Genomic DNA, 25,539 nt, shown 5'->3' on the forward strand with positions numbered 1-25,539 from the left:
TGTGCGCAGACTTTGGTTGATTTTCGCTCAGGCCACCACCGTGGCCCTGGCGCTCTTGTTCGTGCTCAGCACACTCAAGCCCGAATGGATGGGCAGGAGCGGCCCCGCTGCGAGCCGGCCCATTGTGCTTGGGGCCAGCGCGCCCGAGGACAAAGCACGGACCGACACGCCCGGCGTCGACATCCACCGCGGCGGCTACAGCCTCGCGGCCAAACGGGCCGCGCCTGCGGTCGTCAGCATCATGGCCAGCAAGGCACCCAGCCGCAACTCGGCCTCGGAGGCCGAGGATCCCTGGTATCGCTTTCACTTCGGTCAGCGTGGCCAGAAGGGGAACAGGACACCCCAAGATCGGCGCCCTCAAACCGGCTTGGGCTCGGGCGTGATCGTCTCCGAACAAGGCTATCTGCTCACCAACAGCCATGTGGTGGAAGGTGCCTCGGACATCGAGGTCATGCTGACCGACGGCCGCCAGACCCACGCCACCCTGGTCGGCACCGACCCCGAGACCGATATCGCGGTGCTCAAAATCGATCTGCCCGGCCTGCCCGTCATTCAGCTGGGTCAGGTCGAGAGTTTGCAGGTGGGCGATGTGGTGCTGGCCATAGGCAACCCCTTCAATGTGGGCCAGACCGTCACCTCCGGCATCGTCAGCGCGCTGGAGCGCGATCAGCTGGGCATCAACACCTTTGAGAACTTCATCCAAACCGATGCGGCCATCAACCCCGGCAACTCCGGCGGCGCCCTGGTGGATGAGGCTGGCCGCCTGGTCGGCATCAACACCGCCATCTACTCCCGCAGCGGCGGCAGCCTAGGCATAGGCTTTGCCATCCCCATCAGCACGGCTCGCCAGGTGATGGAAAGCCTGTTGCGTGACGGCCAGGTGCAACGCGGCTGGATAGGCGTGCAGCTGCGCGAGCTCACGCCGGAGTTCGCCGAGGCCTTCAAGCTGCCGATTCACGAGGGCGTGCTGATCAGCGGCGTGCTGGCCGAAGGCCCCGCGGCCAAAGCCGGCGTTAAACCGGGCGATGTGATCGTGCAGGTAGGCAAGACGGTGGTGCATAGCCCCGCCCAGCTGCTGACGGCCATCTCCGCCGTGCCCCCCAAGAGCGCCACCACCTTGAGCCTGCTACGCGGTCAGCAAAAGATGGAGATTGCCCTGACCGTGGCGCAACGCCCCAAACCCAAGCCGCAGTGAGCCTGACCCGGTAACAAAAAGGCCCGCTTTTGCGGGCCTTTGCGTTTGTGCAAGCGGATCAGACCTTGGTCTGCGCCTCGCTGGCCTCTTCCTCCGGTGCTTTGGAATAGCGAATGAAGTAGGAGGCCGCAAACACCCCCAGCTCGTACAAGATGCACATGGGGATGGCCAGGGCCAGCTGCGAGACCACATCGGGCGGCGTGATGATGGCCGCGATCACAAAGGCCACGACGATGAAATAGCCGCGCCACTCGCGCAGCTTGGCCACCGTCACCAAGCCCATGCGCGCCGCCACCACCACCACCACCGGCACCTCAAATGCGGCGCCAAAGGCGATGAACATGGACATCACAAAGCTCAGATAGGCCTCGATATCGGGCGCCGCCATGATGCTCTTGGGCGCGAAACCCTGGATGAACTTGAACACCTGACCGAAGACGAAGAAATAGCAAAAGGCCACGCCGACGAAAAACAGCAAGGTGCTGGAGATCACCAAGGGCATGACCAGGCGCTTTTCATGCGAATACAGGCCCGGCGCCACAAAAGCCCAGACCTGATACAGCACGAAGGGCAAGGCCAGGAAAAAGGCCGCCAAGAGCGTGATTTTCAGCGGCACCAAAAAGGGCGAGATCACATTGGTGGCGATCATGGTCGAGCCCTTGGGCAGATGCGCCACCAGGGGCGAAGCCAAGAGGTCGTAGAGCGCCGAGGGGCCGGGGAAGACGGCCAGAATGCCGAACATTACCGCCACCGCGATGCTGGCGCGGATCAAGCGGTCGCGCAGCTCGATCAGATGGGAGACAAAGGGCTGTTCGGTGCCGGCGAGTTCATCCTCGGGCTTGTGGGAATCGGTCATGGGGAATCAGGGGATCCGGTGCGAGGAGGCAGAAGAAGGTGGGCGGAAACGCGCCACCCGGGCGGCGCCCGACTGCACATACCGACGCACGCCTTGACGCTGCTTGTACCACTGCGGGGTGGCGCTGCGCTTGACCCGCCAATTCTTCTTGGGCGGCTGGTAGCCCGAGCCGCTTGAACCCAGCGGGCCACCCTCATAGGCATAGCTGCTGTTCGGATCCAGGCCGCTCGTCGCATCCTGCCAAGTCTGCTCAAAGACCTGGCTGGCGGAGTTGATCTCCTGCTGCACCGAGGCACCGATATCGCGCGCCGCCTCTTCGATGCCACCCTTCATCTTCTTGAGCTCTTCCAGCTCGATGGAGCGGTTCACCTCGGCCTTGACGTCGGCCACATAGCGCTGTGCCTTGCCCAGCAAATGGCCCACGGTGCGGGCCACGCGCGGCAGGCGCTCGGGCCCCAGCACGACCAGGGCCACGGCGCCGATCAGGGCAATCTTGTCAAAGCCGAAATCAAGCATGCCGGGGGCGCAGGGTGAAAAGCGTGGAAAGGCTCGAAGGCATCAAGAAGATCAAGACTTGGTCTTGGCTTCGACGTCGACGGTATTGCTGTCGCTGGCCTTGTTGGCCGTGACCTGCTGCGCCGGCGCCTCGGGCGTGGCGCTGCCGTCCTTCATGCCGTCCTTGAAACCCTTGACGGCCGAACCCAGGTCATTGCCCACGTTCTTCAGCTTCTTGGTTCCAAACACCAGCACCACGATCACAAGAACGATGAGCCAGTGCCAAATGCTGAATGAACCCATAATTTTTCTCCTACGGTAGATGGCCAGATTCTAGTGGGGCCGTATGACAGTTTTTACGAAAGGGTCAGGCGAGCCCACCCGACTTCGGCGCATGCCAGTCTCTAGCCTTTCAGCCAAGGCCGTGGGCCGCCCATCACATGCATATGCAGGTGGTAAATCTCTTGCCCGCCGTCAGGCCCGGTGTTGATGACAGTTCTGAAGCCATTCGTCACACCCAAGTCGCGCATCAGACGCGGCGCCAGCACCGACATCCGCCCCAGCAGCTCCGCATGCTCCTCGCCGATGTCGGCCATCGTGGCGATATGCAGCTTGGGGATGATCAAGACATGGACCGGCGCCCAAGGGTTGATGTCGTGAAAGGCCAGCAGATGCTCGTCTTCATAGGCCTTGCGGCTGGGGATCTGGCCCGCAACGATTTTGCAGAACAGGCAGTTGGGATCGGTGGCAGACATGGTGTGTTCCGTCAGGCAAATTGACGCGGGCAGGGTTCAAACAATCGCCCGGCCGGCATTCATGGTGGTCCAGCCCCGCACGATGCGGTAGAGGAACCAAATCGAGATCAGCGCCCAGGCAATCCAACCCGGCACCAAAAGCAAGAGCCACAGCGGCGCGGTGATCAGATACAGGCCGCCCGCCCACATCACGCTGCGCAAGCGCCAGCTGAAGTGCGAGGCCTGCCAGGAGCCGGCCGCCTCATCGCGTTTGACCAAATCCAGAATCACCGCCAGCAGCAGCAAGAACACGCTGGCCTGCACACCCGGCAGCACCGCGCCCACCGCCACCACCGTGTGCAGCAGATAGCTGATCAAACCCACCGTGCGCAGGGACTGCTCGCGCTGCGGATCCAGCAGCACCGTATCGGCGATTTCCTCAGTCATTGGGTTCCTCCTCCGTGATCTTGCTGCGGGCGGCAAACTCCTGCAGGCCCGACAGGCCTTCGCGACGCGCCAACTCGGCCAAGACCTGTTCGGGCTTGAGGCCGAAATGCGAGAGCGCGATCAGCGAGTGAAACCAGAGATCGGCCACCTCGTAAACGATTTTCTGGGCGTCGCCGTCCTTGGCCGCCATCACCGTCTCACATGCCTCCTCGCCGACCTTTTTCAAGATCGCGTCCAGGCCTTTGTCGAACAGCTTGGCCACGTAGCTGGTGCCGGGGTCGCCACCATTGCTGGGCTTGCGCGATTCGATCACCGCGGCGACCCGGTTCAAGATGTCATTGCCGTCCAAACGTGTTGTCATCGGAAGAAAACCGTCATTTGTAAATGCTGCCAGGGTCTTTGAGCACGGGCTCAACCGCCACCCAGGCGCCCGATTCAAAGCGCTGGTAGAAGCAGGAATGCCGGCCGGTGTGGCAAGCAATGCCAGGCTCATGCCCTTGTTGGGTGATGCGCAGCAAGATCACATCGTTGTCGCAGTCCAGGCGCATTTCATGCACCTTCTGAATATGGCCGGACTCCTCGCCCTTGTGCCACAGCTTGCCGCGCGAACGGCTCCAGTACACCGCCTCGCCTTTCTCCATGGTCAGTTGCAAGGCCTCGCGGTTCATCCAGGCAAACATCAGCACATCCCCCGTGCTGTGCTCCTGCGCGATCACCGGCACCAGGCCGGCGGCGTCCCATTTGATGTGATCCAAGCAGTTCATCGCTACGAGTGTAGTGGGGCAGGACGAAAGTCAGGTTTCAGCGACGCTCAGATAGGTGGGGCCAACAAAGCCACGTTCGGCGGCAAACCAGTCCAGCACGGGGATGGTGCCGGGCAAGACCGGCTGCACCTGCACCGGCAGTTCCTGCCAGGCCATGGCCTGCTGCTCGCGCATCTCAAACTCACCGCGCCACTCGTAGACCTTGCAGAAATGCAGGCGCACGCGCGCATGCTCATAGTCCATGGTCAGCTCCTGCCAGGCATGAGCCGGGCCGATGGTGATGCCTAGCTCTTCGTGCAACTCACGCGCCAAGGCCTGCTCCACGCTCTCGCCCGCCTCCAGCTTGCCGCCGGGGAATTCCCAGTAACCGGCATAGACCTTGCCGACCGGCCGCGAGGTCAGCAAAAAACGCCCTTCCCGGCCCTGCGCATCGCGCTCCACCAAAACACCCACGGCCACATCCACGGCCTTGCGCACGGTCGCTGCTTGTTCTTCTTGTACTTGCTTCAATTCACTCTCAGACATGGTCCAGACCTTCGGGAGGCGGCGTGTTCGCCGCTGCATTGCTCGGTGCTAGCGTGGCGTCCAGCCCGCCGCGCCCGGCCAGATCGCGGGCAAACTGGTAGGCCACCCGGCCCGAACGTGAGCCGCGCTCCAGCGCCCACACCAGAGCGGGCTGGCGGGCGGCGCTGATGTCTGCCTCACCAAGCCCCAAGGCGCGCAGCCACTGGGCACAGATGGCCAGGTATTCTTCCTGGCTGAAGGGATAAAAACTCAGCCAGAGGCCGAAGCGCTCCGACAGAGAAATCTTCTCCTCCACCGCCTCACCGGGATGGACCTCGCCGTTCTCGGTGTGCTTGTAGCCCAGGTTGTCGCGCATCTGCTCGGGCAGGAGGTGGCGACGATTGCTGGTGGCGTAGATCAGCAGGTTGTCGCTGGCAGCGGAAACCGAACCATCCAGCACCGACTTCAATGCCTTGTAGCCGGCCTCGCCTTCGTCAAAGCTGAGGTCGTCGCAAAAGATCACAAAGCGCTCAGGCCGCTCGGCCACCAGCTCGATCAGATCAGGCAACTCGACCAGATCGGCCTTGTCCACCTCGATCAGGCGCAGGCCTTGCGGCGCGAACTCATTCAAGCAGGCTTTGATCAAGGAGCTCTTACCCGTGCCACGCGCGCCGGTCAGCAAGACATTGTTGGCCGGGCGCCCGGCCACGAATTGGGCGGTGTTTTGCAGCAAGCGCTGCTTCTGCGGCTCGACCTCTTTGAGCTCCTGCAAGCGGATCTGCGCCACATGGCGCACCGGCTCCAGCACGCAGCGCCCACCCCGTTTGCGATAGCGAAAAGCCACCGAGGCAGACCAGTCGGGGGCGACCGGGGCGGGAGGCAGCAGCGCCTCCACACGGGCCAGCAGGCCCTCGGCACGGGTCAGGAATGCTTGCAAGGAATCAGTCATGACAAAGAGGTGAGGATTGAGAAGCAAGCAGGGCCCGCAGGACCGGCGCCGGGCTTGCCTGCAGCCCGCCAGCGCCTCAGGCCACCAACAATTTCAGCGAGAACTCCAGCTGCTCGGTGGGCAGGCGTTTGAAGCCCGAGCGGGCATAGCGCTGCAGGCGGCCGATCATGAAGCTCAAGAGCACCGAGGCCTGGGCATTGGCCTCCACCGTGGGCGTGGCCGAACCCCGTGCCTCAGCGGCATTGCGCAAAACCTGACGCAGGGTGGATTCGATGCGGTCGAAAAACTGGTTCATGCGCGCCACCAGGCGCTCGTTTTCGTAGACCAGGGCATCGCCCACCATCACCCGGGTCATGCCGGGATTGCGCTCGCCGAACTGCATCAGCACGGCGACGATTTTCTGCGCCTGGGCCTGGCCCGAGCCTTCGCGCTCCACGATCTGGTTCAACAGGGTGAAGATGCTGCCTTCGATGAACTCGATCAGGCCCTCAAACATCTGCGCCTTGCTGGCGAAATGGCGATACAGCGCCGCCTCGCTCACGGACAGCTTGGCCGCCAGTGCGGCGGTGGTGACGCGATCGGCGCCAGGCTGCTCCAGCATGCCGGCCAGGGTCTGCAAGATTTGCACGCGGCGCTCGCCGGGCCGGGGGCGTTTGCGAGCCGGCGCGGCCTCGGCGGACACGGCCTCCTCAGCAGCGCCCGGCACCGACTCCGGGCTTTGCTCCTGGGCCTGTTCCGAAGCTGGCAAATGGGCCGCGGCCATGGGAGCCGCCGCCCCTTCACTCAGGGTGGATTCGGACAAAGACAGATCGGGCAAGGAGGCGGGCATCGGCAAAAAATTCAGGGGAAGATTGCCGGGGATTCTGTCACAGCCGGCAAGCCCCTCGATCCACGCTGCGCGCAGCCCGCCGGGTGGACGCTGCAGCTCTTAGTCGCGCAGCCAGCCCAGGCGCCTGGCTTCGTAAATGGCCTCCACCTTGGAGCGCACATGCAGCTTGCGGTAGACCCGCTTCACATAGGTAGTCACCGTATGCGAAGACACACTCATGAACTGCGCGATTTCATCAAAGGTGAAACCCTTGGCGGCCAGATGCAGCACCCGTGATTCCTGCTCGGACAAGGCGATCGCATCCTCCTCCAGCAGCGCACCCATGGACGGGTCATGCACCGCGGGCATGGCCACGCCGGCGCTGGCAGGTGCCAGACGAATCAGCAGACGACGCGCGATGACTGGGCTGATGGGGCTGCCGCCAGCGCGCAGGCTGCGCAGCTGCCCAGGCAGGTCCAGAGCCAGGCTGTCTTTGAGCAGATAGCCGGTGGCGCCGGCCTCGATGCTGGAGAGCACATGCTGCTCATCCCCGAACACCGAGATCACCATCACCTCACAATCGGGTTTGACATGGGCGGCGTGACGAATCAGCTCGATGCCGCTGCCGCCGGGCAGGTCCAGATCGACCAGCAAGACATCGGGCCGGTACTGATCGAACAAACGCATGCCCTGCATCAGGTCGGGCGCGACACCCAGCAGCTGGATGTCGCGAACATTGGACAAGGAGTGCACAAAGGCGTCGCGAAACCGGGCCTGGTCTTCAACAATCAGCACGGAAAAAGTAGGCATGGATTTCACGGTAATGACATCGGTCTTCAAAAGGTCGGCCGGTGTTACAGGCTTATGACCACGCGACACCGGGATGTCACACCATAACGCGCCGACTCCTCAAAACTCACCCTACGATCATGGGATCAACACAGCTCAAAATGCCAACTATCACCGATATCTTCAGCTTTCATCTATGAAAGCCAAGGCGCCTCGGTGTTTAGACCGCGCTCCTTAATTCCTCTCAACGCAACAACTGGCGCAGGCTGCTGACGCGTCTATCCACGTAGGCGGGGCGGCTGCGCAGGCTTCGGCCGGTCTGCGGACTCTGGGTCTTAGCAGCCGCGCGCAACCAGCGCTGCATCCACACCGTCTGCATGCCCACACGGCGGGCGGATTTTTGATGAATCAAGGTGTCTTCGACCAAGATGCAATCGCTGGGCCGCAGACGCAATCTGGCCAGCAAATGGCGGAACATGCGGGCGTCGGGCTTGGGCCGCAACTCACCAAACATGGCCATCTGCTCCATCGCGATCACGGCCTCAAAACAGTCGTCCATCTTCAAGGCCCGCAGCACCCGCAAGGCATAGGCCAGGGGGGCGTTGGTCAGCAGGAATTTGCGCCCGGGCAACTCGCGCAGGGCGGCTAGATCATGGGCATGGCTGTGCACATGCGACTCCAGGCCCGGCAGGGCATGGGTCTCGTGCAAGAAGTGGGCGGCGCTCACACCGTGGTGCTTGACCAAGCCCAGCAAGGTGGCGCCGTAGCGCCGCCAGTAGTGGCCACGCAGACGGCTGGCCTCGGCGGCTTCCACTTGCAGATGGCGGACGATGTAGTCCGTCATGGCTTGCGAGAGCTCAGCAAACACCTGCGCAGACGCGTTGTGCAAGGTGTTGTCGAGGTCAAAGAACCAGACGGGCGCCCTCAATTTGGCAGTCTCAGTGAGATCGAATCATTGCAAGTCCTCGCTTCGCTCAGACGCGGAACAAGCCTTCGATCCCTTAGTGGGATCGAATCATCGTTCCGTACGCCTGGTCGCTCAAGATCTCCAGCAGCATGGCGTGAGGCACCCGGCCATCGATGATGTGAACGGCGTTGACGCCACTGCGGGCGGCGTCCAGGGCCGAGGCGATCTTGGGCAGCATGCCGCCAGACAAAGTGCCGTCGGCAAACAAGGCGTCGATCTCGCGCGCGCTCAGATCAGTCAGCAGATTGCCGGCCTTGTCCAGCACGCCGGGCGTGTTGGTCAGCAGCACCAGCTTCTCGGCCTTGAGCACCTCGGCCAGCTTGCCCGCCACCACATCGGCATTGATGTTGTAGCTCTCGTTTTGCTCGCCAAAGCCGATGGGGCTGATGACGGGGATGAACTGGTCATCTTGCAAGGCCTTGACCACGCTGGGGTCGATGCTGACGATATCGCCCACCTGGCCGATATCGTGTTCCTTGGCCGGGTCGTCCTTGTCCAGCATCTTGAGCTTTTTGGCGCGGATCATGCCGCCGTCGCGGCCGGTCAGGCCCACGGCCTTGCCGCCGGCCACATTGATCAGGCCCACGATGTCTTGCTGCACCTGGCCGGCCAACACCCACTCCACCACTTCCATGGTTTCTTCGTCGGTGACGCGCATGCCCTGGATGAAGTGCCCCTTCTTGCCCAGGCGACTCAGCGCGCCTTCGATCTGCGGGCCGCCGCCATGCACCACCACCGGGTTCAGGCCCACCAACTTCAGGAGCACCACGTCCTCGGCAAAATCCTGCTGCAGGGCCGGGTCGGTCATGGCATTGCCGCCGTACTTGATGACGATGGTCTTGCCGTGGAATTTACGGATATAGGGCAGCGCCTGGGAAAGAATCTCGGCCTTCTCGCGCGGGGCGATGTGGGAGACATCCGTGGAGACGGCAGGAGCGGCGGACTCAATTTTCATGGCGGCGATGAAAGAAGCAGGAATGAGGCCCAGATTGTAGGGCGCACCCCGGCAAAACCCGGAGAAGGCGAGGAGACAATGCGCCCCAGGAATTTCATCAAGGAGCCTCAGTGATCGCCCTGCTGCAAAGAGTCAAACATGCCAAGGTCGAGGTGGCCGGCCAGGTGGTGGGCGCCATCGGCCCAGGCCTTTTGATGCTGGTCTGCGCCGAGCCAACGGACACCGAGGCGCAGGCCGACAAGCTGATCAACAAGGTGCTGGGCCTGCGCATCTTCAGCGACGCGGCCGGCAAGATGAATCTGAGCGTGCAAGATGTGCAGGGCGGGCTCTTGATCGTGTCCCAATTCACCTTGGCCGCCGACACCAGCAGCGGCAAGCGCCCCAGCTTCACCGGCGCCGCCGGGCCCGACCTGGGCCGCCAGCTCTACGACTACTGCCTGGCCCAGGCGCGGCGCCTGCACCCCGAGGTGGCCTGCGGCGAGTTCGGCGCGGATATGCAGTTGAGCCTGCTCAACGACGGGCCGGTGACCATTCCCCTGCGCATCAACTGAGTCGGCCCTCTTCAGTCGGCGTAACTGCCCGCCGCCCGTATCACCGCCCCCCATTTGGCGATCTCGGCCTTGACGAACTTCTTGTGCTCGGGGCCTTGGCTGCGGCTGTCTTCGATCAAGGTGGCGCCCTGAGCGGCCAGCGCGGCGCGAAAGGCGGGGTCGGCTCTAACCTGCTGCAAGGCCGCCGCAATCTTGTCCAGCGCCGCTTTGGGCGTGCCGTGCGGGGCATAAAGCCCATGCCAGACCGAGACCGAAAAGCCCTTGAGCCCCAGCTCATCCAAGGTGGGCACGGCCGCCAGATTGGGCAGGGTCGTCAGGCGCTGGCCGCTGGCCACGGCATAGGCCTTGATCCGGCCCCGGGCGATCTGGGCGGCGGTGTCGCTGGTTTGGTCACACAAAAGGTCGACCTGATCGGCCAAGAGATCGGCCATGGCCGGTGAAGCGCCGCGGTAGCGCACCGTGCGCAAATCCAGATGGGTGACGCTGCGAAACAGCATGCCGCACAGATGCGAGGCCGAACCCTGGCCGGCATTGGCCAGATTGATCTTGCCGCGGTTGGCCACCATCCACTGGCTCAGCTCCGCATAGTTCTTGGCCGGCAAGCCGGGTCGGCCCACCAACACCATGGGCACCTCGTTGATCAGGCCCAGATAGTCAAAGTCCTCCAGCGGCTTGTAAGCCAGGGCCGGGTACAGGGCCGGCGCCGTGGCCATGCCGATGTGATGCAAAAGCAAGGTGTAGCCATCGGCCGGCGCGCGCGCCACCTTGGCCGCACCCACCGTGCCGCCACCGCCACCGATATTCTCGCGCTGCACCGCCACGCCCAGGCTTTTGCGCAAGGCCTCGGCCAGATCGCGGGCCAGCAGATCGCTGGGGCCGCCGGCCGGAAAGGGCACGACCAGGGTGATGGGGCGATCTGGGAACTCCGCCCGCGCGGCGTGCATGGCCGTCAGCCCCAGAGCTGCGCTCAAAACGCTTGTTAGCCAGCGCCTACCAAATCGCTTCTTGTTGTCCATCTCTCCCACCCGGCGCGAACGGTCGCGCAGCTGGGATGCTAGGCCGGGGAGAGGCCGGGCAACTAACGGGTATTACGTAGATCGCCCTGCCCTGATCAGCAAGACCTGACCCCAGGGCCTGGACTCACTGATAGCTGCGGGCGTCCTCGATCACCTTGCCGTCATTGGGCAGGCTTCCAGCCAGCACCAGCTGCACCTCGCAGCGCAGCTTGGTGATGTCTCGCATGGCCTGGGCCAAACCTTCGGCCAGGCCTTCGGGCGCCGCGCCGTCCAGCTCCACCTTCAGGCACATACGGTCTTGTGCCATCTCGCCCTCCACCACCAGGCGGGCCCGGCCCAGGCCAGTAAAACGCCGCAAGGCCTCGGCCACCTGGCCAGCGTGGACAAACATGCCGCGCACCTTGGCCGACTGATCGGCCCGGCCCATCCAGCCACGGATGCGGCGATTGCTGCGCCCCGTGGGGCAAGTGCCGGGCAAGATCGCCGAGAGATCGCCGGTGCCAAAGCGGATCAGCGGGTAGCCGGGCGTGAGCGTGGTCACCACCAACTCGCCCACCTCGCCGTCCGGCACGGGCTCACCCGTACCTGGGCGCACGATTTCGACGATCACGCCCTCGGCCAGCACCAGGCCCTCACGAGCGCTGGTCTCGTAGGCAATCAGCCCCAAATCGGCCGTGGCATAACACTGAAAACCCTGGACCCCACGCGCCGCGAACCAGTCGCGCAGCGAGGGCGTGAAAGCCTCGCCGCTGAACAAGGCCTTGTGCAGGCTGCTCACATCCACGCCGGTGTCGGCCGCCTTCTCCAAAAGAATCTTCAAGAAGCTGGGTGTGCCCACAAAACCGTGTGGACGCAGCTCGGCGATCGCCTGCAGCTGCAGCTCGGTATTGCCCACACCGCCGGGAAAAACGGTGCAGCCCAGGGCGCGGGCACCGCCCTCCATCATGGCGCCGGCAGGGGTCAGGTGATAGCTGAAGCCGTTGTGCAGCAAGTCGCCCGCCCGCATGCCGGCGGCGTACAGGGCGCGGGCCACGCGCCAGTAGTCGGGGCCCTCGCCCTCGGGCTCGTAAATCGTGCCGGGCGATTGGAAGACCCGGCGCGCGCCGCCTGAGCGCAGCAGACCGGACCAGCCAATGGCCGCAAAGCCACCGAAAGGATCTTGGCCTCGCTGCGCCTGTTGACGCGCCAGCAACTCGCTCTTGCGTATCACGGGCAGCCGAGCCAGGGCGGCGCGGCTGTTGATGGCGCTGGCCTCCACCCCGGCCAGGAGTTCGGCATAGGCGGTGGTGTGGGCCTGGGCATGGGCGATCTGCGCCGGCAAGGCAGCCAGCAAGGCCTGCTCGCGCAGCTGCGGGTCGCGGGCTTCCAGCACATCAAAAAAAATGTCTTGGCTCGTCATGGGCTTTCATCCGTCCAAAGCATCAGTCGGCGCTTGATCTCGTCTTGCAGCCTGCGCACATCGGCGCTGTTCTTGCAGAGCTTCAAATCCCACTCCGGCCTTTGCGCCGGGCGCTTGGCCAGGCGCGCGTGCAAGAGCCCGTCGGCAACACTGAGTTCCAGCAAGACCTGACCCCGCAGCGTGAAGCTGTCGCCCTGGTTCTGCAATGCGCGCAGATCACGCAGATTGCGTTTGAGCGTCAGCAAGGCCTCCTCAGGCTTGAAGGCCGGCGGGGCAAAGAAATCGTCTTCGCCACTCATGCCAGCCAACGCTTTCTGCGCTTGTAGCTCTTCACATCCTTGAAGCTCTTTCTATCGCCACCGCCGGTGCCGAGATAGAACTCCTTCACATCCTCGTTCTCGCGCAAGGCCTGGGCCTCGCCGTCCATCACGACCCGGCCGCTTTCCAGGATGTAGCCGTAGTCGGCATAACGCAGGGCCATGCTGGTGTTTTGCTCGGCCAGCAAAAAGGTCACGCCTTCCTTGGTGTTGAGGTCTTTGACGATCTCAAACACCTCCTCGACGATTTGCGGCGCCAGGCCCATGGAGGGCTCGTCCAGCAAGACCATCTTGGGATTGGCCATCAGAGCGCGGCCGATGGCGCACATCTGCTGCTCACCACCCGAGGTGTAGGCGGCTTGCGAGGCACGCCGGGTCTTCAGTCGAGGGAAGTAGTTATAGACCTTGTCCAGGGTCTGCTGCACCGCCGCCCGGCCGTCCTTGCGGGTGTAGGCACCGGTCATCAGGTTTTCTTCGATGCTGAGGTGGGCAAAGCAGTGCCGCCCCTCCATCACCTGGATCACGCCCCGGTTGACCATCTCGGAGGTGGACAGGTTTTCGATGCGCTCGCCGCGCAACTCAATCGAGCCCTTGGTCACCTCGCCGCGCTCGCCCGCCAGCAGATTGGAGACGGCCCGCAAGGTGGTCGTCTTGCCCGCCCCATTGCCGCCCAGCAAGGCCACGATGCCGCCCTCCTTGACCTGCAAGGACACGCCCTTGAGCACCAGGATCACATGGTTGTAGATGACCTCGATGCCGTTGACGTTCAGCAGAATATTCGGGTTGTTCATAGGCTACTCATCGCAGTGCAGAAAGACGCTTGACTCGCAGCAGCGTCGCACGCGGCGCTGCTGCGAGGGCTCCTCGTGGAGCCCTGCCCCCTACGCAGAGAGGGGGAGGCGGACTAAGCCAGGATCAGGATTGGCAATCGGCCGGGGCGCGGCGCTCCAGCTTCTTCTCACCCGCGTACTTATCCGCGGCGGACTTGACCATGGGTTTGATGATTTGCTCATCAGCCTGCAGCCAGTCGGAGCTGAAGTTCCACTTGGCGCCGTCCCAGGTGTGGACGCGGGCCCAGGTCGAGCCCATATGGTCTTGGCAGGAGGTGCTGATGGGGCGCAACACACCAGCAAAGCCCAGAGCGTCGAGGCGCTTCTGATCCAGGGCCAGGTTCTCCAGACCCCAGCGCACCTGCTCGGCCGTCATGACCTTGCCCTTGCCGAAGCGCTCCTGCGCGCGGCGCACGGCCTCGATGCCCAGCATTTGGATGATCAGCCCGCGGGTGTAGAGCACCGAGCCAACTTCGTCCTTGGGGCCTGTGCCCTCGCCCTTGCCGTGCACATACTTGAGGATGTCTTGGATCACCTTGGGGCTTTGGCCCGAGGTGTTCAGTGCCAGGGCGTTATAGCCCTTAGCGCCCTCGCCCACGTCCTTGACATCGGGCTCAGCACCTGCCCACCAGACGCCATACATCTTCTCGCGCGGGAAGCCGGTCGCCTGGGCTTCTTTCAGCGCGGTGGAGTTCATCACGCCCCAGCCCCACAGCAACACATAGTCGGGCCGCTGCTGGCGCACCTGCAGCCAGGCGGACTTTTGCTCGACACCCGGCGCGGTCACAGGGATCTTGATCAGCTCAAAGCCATGCATCTTCTGGCGCTCGTCCAACAAGGGCATGGGCTCTTTGCCAAAGGGCGAGTCGTGATAAACCAGGGCAATCTTCTTGCCCTTGAGCTTGTCGAAGCCCCCCTCTTTCTTGGCCAGATGCTGGATCAACATATCGGCCGCCGTCCAGTAGCTGCCCATCAGCGGGAAGTTCCACTTGAACACACCACCGTCCTGCGAGGCCGACAGGCCGTAGCCCAGGGTCACCAGGGGGATCTTGTCCTTGATGACCTTGTCGGTCAGGGCAAAGGTGATGCCGGTGGCCTGGGGGTCGAATAGCGAGGCACCCTTGCCTTTCAGGCGCTCATAGCATTCCACACCCTTGTCGGTGGCGTAGCCGGTTTCGCATTCTTCAAAAGTGATCTTGACGCCATTCACGCCGCCGTCGCGGGCGTTGATCATCTTGATGTAGTCCTGCTTGCCATTGGCCCAGGGCGTGCCATTGGGGGCGTAAGGGCCGGTGCGGTAGACCAGCAGGGGGAAGAACTGCTCCTTGGCTTGCGCCAGGGCCTCGCTCACCAGACCGGTCAGACCCAGGGCCGTCAGGGCTCCGGCGATTGCAAATGTCTTCAGTTTCATGATGCTTTTGTCTCCTGTAATCGGCGACCTTGGGGCCCGCCGTGGTATTGAACAAAACAATCAAACGCTCAGTGAGGGAAAGGCCAGAGGCGCAATTTCTCCTTGGCCGTGGACCACAGCCGCGCCAGGCCGTGAGGCTCTTTGATGAGGAAGAAAATGATCAAGGCGCCGAACACCATCAGCTCCAGATGAGAAGCCGTCTCGGTGCCGATATGAATGCCCAGCGCCTGCGGCAGCTGGTTCAGCACGATGGGCAAAAAGATGATGAAGGCCGCGCCGAAAAAGCTACCCATCACCGAACCCAGGCCGCCGATGATGACCATGAAGAGCAGCTGGAAGGAACGGTCGATGGAAAACGCCGCCGGCTCCCAGGAGCCCAGATGCACAAAGCCCCACAGGGCGCCCGCCACGCCGACGATAAAGCTGCTCACGGCGAACGCCGTCAGCTTGGCGTAGACGGGACGGATGCCGATGACTGCCGCCGCTACGTCCATATCCCGCATGGCCATCCACTCGCGGCCAATGGCGCCACGCACCAGGTTTTTGGTCAGCAGGGCAAAGACGCTGACGAAGCTCAGCACAAACAAATACTTCTGCACCGGCGCGTCCAGCGAGAAACCCAGCAGGTTCAAGTCCGACACCGAGACATTGCCCGAGGAGGAATTGTTGGTGAACCATTTGATGCGCAAAAAGGCCCAGTCGCAAAAGAACTGCGCCGCCAGCGTGGCCACCGCCAGATACAGGCCTTTGATGCGCAGCGAAGGGATGCCAAAGAGCACACCCACCGCGGTGGAACACAAGCCGCCCAGCAAGATGGACGCGATCAGCGGCATGCCTTCGATGCGGACCTGGAAGTTATAGGCCGCATAGGCCCCGACGGCCATGAAGGCCCCCGTGCCCAGCGAGATCTGCCCGCAATAGCCCACCAGCACATTCAGACCCAGGGCCGCAAGCGAAAGGATCAAAAACGGGATCAGGATGGCACTGAACAGGTAGTCCGAAGCCAGCAGCGGCATCAAGACAAAGGCGGCGATCAGCAAGGCCAGGATGGCGACGCGGTCCTGCCGGATCGCGAAGATCTGGCTGTCCGCGCGGTAAGAGGTTTTGAACTGGCCGTTCTCACGGTAAAGCATGGGCTGATTCCTCGATGATTTTTTGACTTTGGCCGCTCACTGCGTTCGCTTAACTTTGCTGCGCAAAGTTAGCCGGCGTCGAAAGATCATTGCCCGCGTCATACGCGGTCAATGATCTTTTCGCCGAACAAGCCTTGCGGCCTGACAAGCAAGAACAACAGCGCCAGCACATAGGCAAACCAGATCTCGATGCCGCCGCCCATCAAGGGGCCCAGGTACACCTCGGAGACCTTCTCGCCCACGCCTATCACCAGGCCGCCGATGATGGCGCCGGGCACCGAAGTCAACCCGCCCAGAATCACCACCGGCAAGGCTTTCAGTGCCACCAGGGAGAGCGAGAACTGCACGCCTAATTTGCTGCCCCAGATGACCCCGGCCACCAAGGCCACGATGCCGGCCACGGCCCAGACGATGACCCAGATGCGCGAGAGCGGGATGCCGATGGACTGGGCCGCTTGGTGGTCGTCGGCCACGGCGCGCAGCGCCCGGCCGGTCGAGGTCTTCTGAAAGAACAAGGCCAGCAGAACCACCATGGCCGCAGCGATCAAGGCGGCGTACAGGTCTTCCTTGTTGACCAGCACACCGCCTTCAAAAGTCTTCTCGAACAAAAAGATCGGGTCCTTGGGCATGCCCACATCGATCTTGTAGATGTCCGAGCCGAACAAGGTCTGGCCCAGGCCTTCCAGCAGATAGGTCACGCCGATGGTGGCCATCAAAAGCGTGATGCCTTCTTGGTTGACCAGCTTGCCCAGCACCAGGCGCTCGATGAGCCAAGCCACCGCCACCATCACCGCGCAGGCGGCGATAAAGCCCAGCACATTGACCAGCACCGGGTTGCTGATGCCCGTCCATTGCGGGATCCATTCGGTGAAGCGGGCCATGGCCAGGGCGGCGAACAGCACCATGGCCCCTTGCGCGAAATTGAACACCCCGCTGGCCTTGTAGATCAAGACAAAGCCCAGGGCGATCAGGCTGTACAGCATGCCCGTCATCAGGCCGCCGAAGATGGTTTCAATCAAAAATCCCATGGCCAACCCTTTAGTGCGTCGTGCCGAGATAGGCGCGGATCACGTCTTCGTTACCCCGAACTTCATCGGGCGCGCCGTCGCCGATCTTCTTGCCGTAGTCCAGCACGACGACCCGGTCCGAGATGTCCATCACCACGCCCATATCGTGCTCAATCAAGACGATGGTGGTGCCGAACTCGTCGTTCACGTCCAGGATGAAGCGGCACATATCCTGCTTCTCTTCCACATTCATGCCGGCCATGGGCTCGTCCAGCAGCAAGACCTGCGGCTCCATGGCCAAGGCGCGGCCCAGGTCCACCCGCTTTTGCAGGCCATAGGGCAGGCGACCCACGGGTGTTTTGCGATAGGCCTGGATCTCCAGAAAGTCGATGATGCGTTCGACCTTCTCGCGCTGGGCGCTCTCTTCGCGCTCGGCCGGGCCCCAGCGCAGGGCCTGCATCAAGAGGCCGGTCTTCATATGCAGGGTACGGCCGGTCATGATGTTGTCCAGCACGCTCATGCCCTTGAACAGGGCCAGGTTTTGAAAGGTGCGGGCCACGCCCATCTCGGCCACCTGGCGTGAGCTCAGGTGCTTGAAGGTCTTGCCACGGAAGGCGATGGAGCCCTGCTGCGGCTGATAGACACCGTTGATGCAATTGAGCATGGAGCTCTTGCCCGCGCCGTTGGGGCCGATGATGGCGCGGATCTCATGCTCGCGCACATTGAAGCTGATGTCCGTCAGCGCCTTCACGCCGCCGAAACTCAGGCTGATGTTTTGGATGTCGAGGATGACATCGCCAATCTTTTTAGCCATCAGGCGGCCCTCCTCGTCGCTGCGGGTGCGAAGGTTTTCGCATCACTGATCTTCAGGTCAGCCGAGACCGAGCCCGCCCGGCCGTCCTCAAAGCGCACCGCGGTCTCGATGAATTGCGAGCTTTTGCCCCCGTAGAATGCGTCGATCAAGACCGCGTACTTCTCTGCAATCGCGCCACGCCTGACCTTGCGGGTGCGGGTCAGCTCGCCGTCATCGGCATCCAACTCCTTGTGCAGGATCAGGAAGCGCGTGATCTGGCTGCCGGCCAGCAGCTCGTCCTCGGCCAGATCGGCGTTGACCTGCTCCACACAGTCGCGAATCAAGGCATAGACCTCGGGCTTTTGCGCCAGATCGGTATAGCCCGCGTAGGCGATATTGCGCCGCTCGGCCCAGTTGCCCACCGCATCGAAATCGATATTGATGAAGGCGCAGACCTTCTCGCGCCCATCGCCAAAGGCCACCGCCTCCTTAATGTGGGCAAAGAACTTGAGCTTGTTCTCCACATACTTGGGCGCGAACATGGCGGCGTCGAAAGCGCCGCCCTTGAGCCGGCCCACATCCTTGGCGCGGTCGATGATCTTCAAATGACCATGCGCGTCGATAAAGCCGGCGTCGCCGGTGTGGTACCAGCCTTCCGGCGTCAGCACCTCGGCGGTGGCCGCCTCGTTTTTGTAATAGCCCCTGAGCAATCCCGGCGATTTGACGAGGATCTCCCCGCTGTCGCTCAACTTGATTTCCACACCTTCGATGGGCACGCCCACCGTGTCGGCCCGTGCCTCGTGGTCCGGCTGCAGGCAGACGAACACCGCCGTCTCGGTCGAGCCATAAAGCTGCTTGAGATTGATGCCTATGCTGCGGTAGAAGCTGAACAGATCGGGGCCAATCGCCTCGCCCGCCGTGTAAGCCACCCGCACCCGACTGAAGCCCAGCGTGTTGCGCAGCGGGCCGTAAATGGCCAGATTGCCTAATGCGTATTTCAGGCGGTCCAGCAGCCCCACATCCTTGCCATCCATCAGGGCCGGGCCGACGCGGCGGGCCAGCTTCATGCAGGCCTGGAACAGCCAGCGCTTGGGTGCGGAGGCGTCTTCCATGCGGATCATCACACTGGTCAGCAGGCCCTCGAACACGCGCGGCGGGGCGAAGTAGTAGGTCGGCCCGATCTCCTTCAGATCGATGCTGACGGTGCTGGTGGACTCGGGGCAGTTCACCACGTAGCCGCAGGCGATCCACTGGGCGTAGCTGAAGATGTTCTGGCCAATCCAGGCGGGCGGCAGATAGGCCAACACCTCCTCGGAAGCGGTGAGCTTGTCAAAGCGCGCACCGGCCTGGGCGCGGTCGATCAGGCTGGCATGGGTGTGGACCACGCCCTTGGGGTTGCCCGTCGTGCCCGAGGTGAAGAACATGGCCGCCACATCGCTGGCGCGACCCTGGCCCACGGCCTGGGCGTAAAAGTCTTGGTGCAGCTCCGCATGGGCGCGGCCGGCCGCGCAGAGCTGGTCCAGCGAGGCCAGGCCGGCTTCAGCATAGCTACGCAGGCCGCGCGGATCGTCGAACCAGATGTGGCCCAGCTGCGGGCAGTGCTCACGCAGCTCCAGCATCTTGTCCACCTGCTCCTGGTCCTCCACCACCGCAAAAGCGATCTCTGCGTTATTGACCGGAAAAACAAATTCAGCCGCCACAGCGTCCTGATAAAGCGGCACGGGCACGGCCCCCAGGGACTGGGCGGCCAGCATGGCGGCCGACAGACGCGGCCGGTTCTCACCCACCACCAGCAAATGGTCGCCCCGGCGCAGGCCCGCATGCGCCAGGCCATGGGCCATCTCGCGGACCAGCGCGGCCAGCGCAGCCCAAGAGAGGGTCTGCCAGATGCCGTATTCCTTCTCGCGCAGGGCAGGAGCCTCGGGCCGCTGGGCCGCATGGGCCAGCAGAAGGCGTGGGAAGGTCGTCCCCTTGCTTGCTTCGTCGTCCACCGGAATTGTCTCCTTTGGGCTCGGCGGGCTTGTCGCCATGCGACAGGCCCACAGGCTTTGTTGTGGCCGGATAGTAGGCGCGACTTTGACGCCTGCCTGTCATTGCAACGACAATCCTAGGGAGACTCCGGGGGCGTGCTTTCCCGGAGGGATTTGACGGGCATTTGTAAGCCTCCTGTCACCCTCAGCGGAGAACACTGTGGGATGCACTCCGTCGATGTATCCAGTCATGTCGCCCTGCGCCAACGTGCCAGAACCGCCACCGCCGCCGAGCTCGACGCCATCCCCTGGCTGAGCTTGCTCAGCCCCGAGCAGCGCGAGCGCGCGATTGCGCGGCTGGAGGTGGCCGACGCCGAGGTGGGCGAGCGCATCTGCCGCATCGGCCGCAAGGCCAATTTCTGGTTCGGCGTCATCGACGGCCTGCTGAAGATGAGCAATGACGACTCATCCGGCCAGCCCATCACCTTCACCGGCGTGCCGCCGGGCGGCTGGTTTGGTGAGGGCACTTTGCTCAAGCGCGAGTGCTACCGCTACAACATCCAGGTGCTGCGGCCCAGCATCGTGGCCGGCCTGCCCATCGACAGCTTTCACGAGCTGCTGGAGAACAGCATCGCCTTCAACCGCTTCATGCTGAACCAATTGAATGAGCGGCTCGGGCAATTCATCGCCGCCCGCGAGATCGACCGCATCAGCGACCCCGATCTGCGCGTGGCCCGCAATCTGGCCGCACTCTTCCACCCCCAGCTCTACCCCGGTGTGGGCAGCATGTTGCGCATCACCCAGCAGGAGCTAGGCTATCTGGTGGGTTTGTCGCGCCAGCGCGTCAATCAAGCCCTCAACCGCCTGGCCCGAGATCAGCTGATCAGCATCGAGTACGGCGGCCTGCGGGTGCTCAATCTGGCGGGTTTGCAGAGCTTTCCCAAGGTCTGAGTGCGGGCCAGGCACTGTCGCGGCGCGGCTGTGGCGGTAAAAATAATGCCCTAATTACATGGCGCTTTGCAGTAGGCTTCTTGCTGGAACCAGCCTCACTCAGATGGAGTCGTCCGATGAGTTTTTCCTGCAGGCTCAAGGCCAGGATGGAGCAAAGCGTCGATCAGGGCCCGCCACCTCCTTTCGCTGCCGCAAGGCCCGCGCCTTATGCGAGACGCTGGGCACTGGGCCTGCTTGCCGCGCTGCTGCCCGGCTGGGCCTTGGCTGCCGGCACGGCGCGCACGCCTGAGCGCTACCCCGAGCGCGAAATCAAGCTCCTGATCCCCTACGCCCAGGGCGGCGACGCGGACGGCACGGCCCGCCGCCTGGCGCCGCTGGCCCAAAAGCATTTGCCGGGCGCCCAGTTCCTGCTGGAGAACCGGGTCGGCAACTCCGGCATGACGGCCGCCCAGGAACTGGCCTCCAGCCCCAAGGACGGCTACACCTTGATGCTGGGTCGGGTGGGCAATCTGGTGATCGCGCCGGCACTCAGCGCACAAGGCGGCTACGACTGGCAGGCCTTCAGCTTTCTGGCCGTGCTGGAGATCAGCCCCATGGTCTGCGCCGTGGGCAAGAATTCCAAGCTTTCGAACCCGCGCGAGTTGCTCAATGAGCTGCGCCGCAGCCCCGGCAAGCTCAAGTACGCCACCGCCGGCGCGGGCAGCATCCAGAACATGAGCGTCAGCTATATGCTCAAGCTCGGCGGCCTCAAGCCCACGGCGGCCAGCGCCCTGCACCTGAGCAGCTCGGGCGAGGTCTTGCAGGCGCTGGAGCGCGGCGAGGTGGACTTCATCTGCAGCAATGCCTCCACCGTCATTCCCAGGGTCAAGGAGGGCCGGCTGAACGCCTTGTTCAGCACCTCCAGCACCCGCATGTCGGAGTTCAGCCAGATCCCCACGGCCAGCGAGGTCGGCCTGCGCGATATGGTCAAGCTCTCGGGCTGGTCGGCCCTGGTGGCGCCACGCGGCCTGCCGGCTGCGGTGCTGGCCCAATGGCAGGACGCGCTCAAACGCGTGGCCCGCGACCCTGAATGGCTGAGTGCCACCCCTCAGTTCGGCAGCAGCGGCATCCAGTTCGACGCCAAGGCAGCGGAGCGCTTCGCGCGCGAGCAAGCCAGCTTGTTCGAGGAGCTGGCCGTGCTCAGCCGCATGCAGGGCAGTGCCCCATGAGTGCAGCGTGAGTCCGGCATGAGTGCAGCAGCAACACCCACCGGCCCAGGAGCCCAGGTCTGAGCAGGCCTCCTTCGCCCATGCCCAATAACGCCCTGCCCCAGCGTCACCGCCTGTTCTTTGCGGGCCCAAGCCGGCTGATCTGGCTGGCCCTGGGCGGCGCCCTGTTGGCGCTTTGTACCGGCCTGGCCATCACCTGGCAGCTCTACCGCACCACGCTGACGGCCGAGGAGCTGAAATCACATGAGCGCCTGGACGGCGCCTCCCGGGCGGTGTTGGACGCCTTTGACCTGGAGCTGACCCGTGCGGTCGAGGCCGTTTCCGCCGCCGGCCTGATGGTCAGCGCCCAAGAGCAGTTGCAGCGCGACAGCTGGCGCGACTATGTGCGTCAGGTCCGTCGTCGCTTGCCCCAGATCGACGCCATGGAGTGGCTGCCCAAGGTGGAGCATGCCCAGCTGCACGAATTTGAGACGCTGGCGCAAAACCTGGGCATGGACAATTTCGTCCTGATGGAGCAGCCCAAGAACGGCATGCTGCAACGCGCCCAGCATCGCGCCAGCTATCTGCCCCGGCTCTTCGTCGAGCCCCCGGATCAGGCCCTGATCGGTTTGGATGTGAGCCAGGACCCGGTGCGCACCGAGCCCGCCCTGCTGGCGCGCGACAGCGGGCGCAGCGTGGCCTCGGCCGCTTTCAGCGAGTTCTGCGGCCACAGCGCCGACAACGAGGCCGAGACCGAACACGACTCGCCCAATGTGCCCAGTGCGCAACATCGCTGCTTCGCCATCACCACCGCCGTGTTCGGCAAGAGCGAGCGCAACACCCTGTCCGAGCGCCGAGCCCATGTCAAAGGCTATGTCAGCGCCATCGTCGACATCGACCGCCTGTTCCAGGAAGCGGCCCAGCGCGCCCGGGCCGCGCATCTGGAGCTGCGGGTCTACGATGTTTCCGGCGAACGCGATTTGCTCTTCTCCACCTACAAGGTGGAGCTGGCGGCCAAGGCCGGTGGGGGCAGCGCCTCCCAAGCGACGGCGGCCGAAGCCGATAAAAACGATGCGGTGCTCTCGGTGCTATCGGCCGAGCGCTCCTGGGAGATCGTGCTTCGTCCACGCCCGCAGTTCTATGCCGAGCTGGGCCAGAGCAATGCCAACACCATCGCCGCGGCGGGTCTGGCCATGAGCTTGCTGCTGGTGCTGCTGGTGCTGGGCGTGGCGCGCAGCTTCCGCGCGACGGCCAGGGCGCAGGCCGCGGCCGAGGCGGCTGACCGCAGCAAGTCGGAGTTCCTGGCCAATATGAGCCACGAAATCCGCACCCCCATGAACGCCATCATCGGTCTGAGCCGTTTGCTCTTGCGCACCGATCTGCCCGCGCGCCCGCAGGAGTATGTGGAGAAGATCTACGCCTCCGGCCACCACCTGCTGGGCATCATCAACGACATCCTGGACTTCTCCAAGATCGAGGCCAATAAGCTGGACATCGAGTCCACCGAGTTCAGCCTGGAAGAGGTGCTGGACGGCCTGGCCACCCTGATCTCCGAGAAGGCCTATGCCAAGGGCCTGGAGCTGACCTTCGAGCTGGCCCCCGAGGTGCCGCTGCAGCTGGTGGGCGACCCGCTGCGCCTGGGCCAGATCCTGATCAACTTCTGCAATAACGCGATCAAATTCACCGAGCAGGGCGCGGTGCGCCTGATCATCAGCAGCCAGCCTGCGGCGGTAGACAAGATCAAGCTGCGCTTTGCCATCACCGACACCGGCATCGGCATGACGCCCAAGCAGCTGGCCAAGCTCTTCCGCCCCTTCACCCAGGCCGATGCCTCCACCTCGCGCCGCTTCGGCGGCACAGGCTTGGGCCTGGTGATCGCCAAAACCCTGGCCGAAAAGATGGGCGGCGATGTGGGCGTGGAAAGCGTCTTTGGCCAGGGCAGCAGCTTCTGGTTCACCGCCCAGTTCGGCAAGTCCAGCCAGCCCCGGCCGCAGAGCCACCCGCGCGAGTTGCAAGGCCTGCACGCCCTGGTGGTGGACGACAGCCCTTATGCGGTGGAGGTGCTCAGCGATCTGCTGAGCCGCCTGGGCTTGCGCGTCAGCAAGGCCCAGTCCGGCGCGGCCGCCTTGCAAATCCTGCAGAGCGCCGCCCAGGCCGGCCAGCCCGTACAGCTGGCCTTGGTGGACTGGATCATGCCGGAGATGGACGGCATTGCCTGGAGCCGCCAGGCCCGTGAACGCTGGCCCGAGCTGCCTGTCGTGCTGGTCTCGGCCGACCGCAGCGAGGAGGGCCTGCGCCAAGCCCATGCGGCTGGCATTCAGGACTTTCTGGCCAAGCCGGTCAGCAGCGGCGCGCTCGGCGAGGCCTTGCGCCGCTCGCTCAATAAGTCGACGGCGGACGCCCAGCCCAGCTTGAACCGGCACGGCCTGAGCAGCGGCAATGAGCATGAGGCGGCCATGAGCCGCTACCGCGGCCAGCGCATCCTGCTGGCCGAGGACAACGACATCAATCAGCTGGTCGCCAGCGAACTGCTCAGCGGCGTGGGCCTGCAGGTCGATGTGGCCGAGAACGGGGTGGAGGCCTTGCAATGCCTGGCCCGGCAAAGCTATGCCCTGGTGCTGATGGACATGCAAATGCCCTTGATGGATGGCCTGGTCGCCACCCAGGAGATCCGCAAACAAGCCCAGTTCGCCAAGCTGCCCATCATCGCGATGACGGCCAATGCCCGCGAGAGCGACCGGCAGCGCTGCCTGAGCGCGGGCATGAATGATTTCGTGCCCAAGCCCATCGAGCCCGATCTGCTCTGGCAGACCCTGCTGCGCTGGCTGCCCGCGCCAAGCGCGGAGCCAGAGCCGGCCGCCAAGCCTCAGAGCCTGCCGCCCAACCCGGCCCGGCCCCAGCTGCCCGCGGCCATCGCCGGCCTGGATCTGGCCCAGGGCTTGGCCCATTCGGCCGGTAACAGCGAGCTTTACCTCAATATCCTGCGCCGCTACTGCGCCGGTCAGGCCCAGACCGCCAGCGCCCTGCGCGCCGCCTTGGCCGAAGGCGATCGCAATACCGCCGTACGTCTGGCCCACACGCTTAAAGGCGTCAGCGGCAATATCGGTGCCCATGGCCTGCAAGCCCTGGCCGGGCGGCTGGAGCATGGCCTCGAAGCCCAGGGCGATGGCCCCGAGGTCCAAGCTTTGCTGGCCGAGCTGGGGCCAAGCCTGCGGGCGCTGATCGAAGCGATTGAAACCGCCCTAGCCTCGAGCGCTGCCACGCCCCTTGCCCCCGCGCCCGTCCACGGCGCCAGCACGGCGGACTTGCAGGACGTGCTGGCCCAGCTCAGGACCAAGCTGCATGAGGGCGATAGCGATTGCGAGGATTTCTGGCTAGCCCACGCCAGCACGCTGAGCGGGCTGGATGCCGGCCTGGCCCAGGAGGTGCAGACCGCCATCCATCACTTCGACTTCGAGCAGGCCCTGCGCTGCCTGGACGCCACCGCTTCGGCGTCTTGATACCGCATCTC

At 63.9% G+C, this 25,539-nt stretch carries 27 protein-coding genes; 5 read left to right on the forward strand and 22 right to left on the reverse strand.

What is annotated here, in order from left to right; genetic code table 11:
* The first annotated feature begins 1 nt into the window (after position 1).
* Positions 2-1,195 carry a trypsin-like peptidase domain-containing protein gene (locus DBR47_RS03880; RefSeq protein ID WP_124447137.1) on the forward strand — a complete coding sequence of 398 codons (1,194 nt, stop codon included), beginning with the start codon at positions 2-4 and terminating at the stop codon, positions 1,193-1,195.
* A gap of 58 nt (positions 1,196-1,253) precedes the next feature.
* Here the strand turns inward: DBR47_RS03880 and tatC are convergent, their stop codons facing one another.
* The 13 genes from tatC to argB form a co-directional block, all read right to left on the reverse strand.
* Positions 1,254-2,051: a twin-arginine translocase subunit TatC gene (gene tatC, locus DBR47_RS03885; protein WP_124447139.1), complete on the reverse strand. Its 798-nt coding sequence runs from the start codon at positions 2,049-2,051 to the stop codon at positions 1,254-1,256.
* Between the two features lie 6 nt (positions 2,052-2,057).
* Positions 2,058-2,567, reverse strand: a complete 510-nt coding sequence (gene tatB, locus DBR47_RS03890; protein ID WP_124447141.1) for a Sec-independent protein translocase protein TatB — start codon at positions 2,565-2,567, stop codon at positions 2,058-2,060.
* Between the two features lie 51 nt (positions 2,568-2,618).
* Positions 2,619-2,849 carry a Sec-independent protein translocase subunit TatA gene (tatA, locus tag DBR47_RS03895; protein WP_124447143.1) on the reverse strand — a complete coding sequence of 77 codons (231 nt, stop codon included), beginning with the start codon at positions 2,847-2,849 and terminating at the stop codon, positions 2,619-2,621.
* Between the two features lie 101 nt (positions 2,850-2,950).
* A complete protein-coding gene (locus tag DBR47_RS03900; protein WP_124447145.1) occupies positions 2,951-3,301 on the reverse strand; it encodes a histidine triad nucleotide-binding protein in 351 nt (116 codons plus the stop codon).
* A gap of 36 nt (positions 3,302-3,337) precedes the next feature.
* Positions 3,338-3,727 (reverse strand): hypothetical protein, encoded by a 390-nt coding sequence (locus DBR47_RS03905; RefSeq protein WP_124447147.1) that lies wholly within the window; start codon positions 3,725-3,727, stop codon positions 3,338-3,340.
* A complete protein-coding gene (locus DBR47_RS03910) occupies positions 3,720-4,088 on the reverse strand; it encodes a phosphoribosyl-ATP diphosphatase (protein ID WP_124447149.1) in 369 nt (122 codons plus the stop codon). Before DBR47_RS03910 ends, DBR47_RS03905 begins: the two co-directional genes overlap by 8 nt.
* 13 nt (positions 4,089-4,101) lie before the next feature.
* The gene (gene hisI, locus DBR47_RS03915; protein WP_124447151.1) at positions 4,102-4,491 is read right to left on the reverse strand and encodes a phosphoribosyl-AMP cyclohydrolase; all 390 of its coding nucleotides are present in this window, start codon (positions 4,489-4,491) and stop codon (positions 4,102-4,104) included.
* A 30-nt stretch (positions 4,492-4,521) separates the two neighbouring features.
* A complete protein-coding gene (locus DBR47_RS03920) occupies positions 4,522-5,016 on the reverse strand; it encodes an NUDIX domain-containing protein (RefSeq protein ID WP_124447153.1) in 495 nt (164 codons plus the stop codon).
* Positions 5,009-5,944, reverse strand: coding sequence for an ATP-binding protein (locus DBR47_RS03925; RefSeq protein ID WP_124447155.1), 936 nt, complete (start codon positions 5,942-5,944; stop codon positions 5,009-5,011). Before DBR47_RS03925 ends, DBR47_RS03920 begins: the two co-directional genes overlap by 8 nt.
* A 76-nt stretch (positions 5,945-6,020) precedes the next feature.
* Positions 6,021-6,707, reverse strand: coding sequence for a nucleoid occlusion factor SlmA (gene slmA, locus DBR47_RS03930; protein ID WP_124447698.1), 687 nt, complete (start codon positions 6,705-6,707; stop codon positions 6,021-6,023).
* A 165-nt stretch (positions 6,708-6,872) separates the two neighbouring features.
* Positions 6,873-7,562 carry a response regulator transcription factor gene (locus tag DBR47_RS03935; RefSeq protein ID WP_124447157.1) on the reverse strand — a complete coding sequence of 230 codons (690 nt, stop codon included), beginning with the start codon at positions 7,560-7,562 and terminating at the stop codon, positions 6,873-6,875.
* A gap of 223 nt (positions 7,563-7,785) precedes the next feature.
* Positions 7,786-8,469 carry a pyrimidine 5'-nucleotidase gene (locus DBR47_RS03940; protein ID WP_124447159.1) on the reverse strand — a complete coding sequence of 228 codons (684 nt, stop codon included), beginning with the start codon at positions 8,467-8,469 and terminating at the stop codon, positions 7,786-7,788.
* 73 nt (positions 8,470-8,542) lie between these two features.
* The gene (gene argB, locus DBR47_RS03945) at positions 8,543-9,463 is read right to left on the reverse strand and encodes an acetylglutamate kinase (RefSeq protein ID WP_124447161.1); all 921 of its coding nucleotides are present in this window, start codon (positions 9,461-9,463) and stop codon (positions 8,543-8,545) included.
* 110 nt (positions 9,464-9,573) lie between these two features.
* Here argB and dtd point away from each other — a divergent pair, with 110 nt between their 5' ends.
* A complete protein-coding gene (gene dtd, locus DBR47_RS03950) occupies positions 9,574-10,014 on the forward strand; it encodes a D-aminoacyl-tRNA deacylase (RefSeq protein ID WP_124447163.1) in 441 nt (146 codons plus the stop codon).
* Between the two features lie 11 nt (positions 10,015-10,025).
* Here dtd and DBR47_RS03955 read toward each other — a convergent pair whose 3' ends face one another.
* The 9 genes from DBR47_RS03955 to DBR47_RS03995 all read right to left on the reverse strand — a co-directional run bounded on the left by DBR47_RS03955 (position 10,026) and on the right by DBR47_RS03995 (position 19,950).
* Positions 10,026-11,030: a tripartite tricarboxylate transporter substrate-binding protein gene (locus tag DBR47_RS03955; protein ID WP_370454862.1), complete on the reverse strand. Its 1,005-nt coding sequence runs from the start codon at positions 11,028-11,030 to the stop codon at positions 10,026-10,028.
* Between the two features lie 124 nt (positions 11,031-11,154).
* The gene (locus DBR47_RS03960) at positions 11,155-12,429 is read right to left on the reverse strand and encodes a phenylacetate--CoA ligase family protein (RefSeq protein WP_124447165.1); all 1,275 of its coding nucleotides are present in this window, start codon (positions 12,427-12,429) and stop codon (positions 11,155-11,157) included.
* Entirely contained in the window at positions 12,426-12,728 is a 303-nt protein-coding gene (locus DBR47_RS03965) for a hypothetical protein (protein WP_124447168.1), read from the reverse strand. Before DBR47_RS03965 ends, DBR47_RS03960 begins: the two co-directional genes overlap by 4 nt.
* The gene (locus DBR47_RS03970) at positions 12,725-13,537 is read right to left on the reverse strand and encodes an ABC transporter ATP-binding protein (protein WP_124447170.1); all 813 of its coding nucleotides are present in this window, start codon (positions 13,535-13,537) and stop codon (positions 12,725-12,727) included. Before DBR47_RS03970 ends, DBR47_RS03965 begins: the two co-directional genes overlap by 4 nt.
* A gap of 124 nt (positions 13,538-13,661) precedes the next feature.
* Positions 13,662-14,987: an ABC transporter substrate-binding protein gene (locus DBR47_RS03975; RefSeq protein WP_124447172.1), complete on the reverse strand. Its 1,326-nt coding sequence runs from the start codon at positions 14,985-14,987 to the stop codon at positions 13,662-13,664.
* Positions 14,988-15,055: 68 nt separating this feature from the next.
* Positions 15,056-16,120, reverse strand: coding sequence for a branched-chain amino acid ABC transporter permease (locus DBR47_RS03980; RefSeq protein WP_124447174.1), 1,065 nt, complete (start codon positions 16,118-16,120; stop codon positions 15,056-15,058).
* A gap of 98 nt (positions 16,121-16,218) precedes the next feature.
* Complete coding sequence (locus DBR47_RS03985; RefSeq protein WP_124447176.1) at positions 16,219-17,148, reverse strand: branched-chain amino acid ABC transporter permease; 930 nt, start codon at positions 17,146-17,148, stop codon at positions 16,219-16,221.
* 10 nt (positions 17,149-17,158) lie between these two features.
* Entirely contained in the window at positions 17,159-17,944 is a 786-nt protein-coding gene (locus DBR47_RS03990) for an ABC transporter ATP-binding protein (RefSeq protein WP_124447178.1), read from the reverse strand.
* Positions 17,941-19,950, reverse strand: coding sequence for a long-chain fatty acid--CoA ligase (locus DBR47_RS03995; protein WP_124447180.1), 2,010 nt, complete (start codon positions 19,948-19,950; stop codon positions 17,941-17,943). Before DBR47_RS03995 ends, DBR47_RS03990 begins: the two co-directional genes overlap by 4 nt.
* Before the next feature lie 165 nt (positions 19,951-20,115).
* On the opposite strand from DBR47_RS03995, the gene DBR47_RS04000 reads away from it, so the two are divergent.
* From DBR47_RS04000 to DBR47_RS04010, 3 genes are all read left to right on the forward strand, one after another.
* Positions 20,116-20,841, forward strand: coding sequence for a Crp/Fnr family transcriptional regulator (locus DBR47_RS04000; protein WP_124447182.1), 726 nt, complete (start codon positions 20,116-20,118; stop codon positions 20,839-20,841).
* Positions 20,842-20,957: 116 nt separating this feature from the next.
* The gene (locus DBR47_RS04005; protein ID WP_124447184.1) at positions 20,958-22,049 is read left to right on the forward strand and encodes a tripartite tricarboxylate transporter substrate binding protein; all 1,092 of its coding nucleotides are present in this window, start codon (positions 20,958-20,960) and stop codon (positions 22,047-22,049) included.
* An 80-nt stretch (positions 22,050-22,129) separates the two neighbouring features.
* Positions 22,130-25,528, forward strand: a complete 3,399-nt coding sequence (locus tag DBR47_RS04010) for a response regulator (protein ID WP_124447186.1) — start codon at positions 22,130-22,132, stop codon at positions 25,526-25,528.
* The last annotated feature ends 11 nt before the right edge of the window (positions 25,529-25,539 follow it).

Source organism: Paucibacter sp. KBW04 (assembly GCF_003852425.1).
Lineage (GTDB): Bacteria > Pseudomonadota > Gammaproteobacteria > Burkholderiales > Burkholderiaceae_C > Paucibacter_A.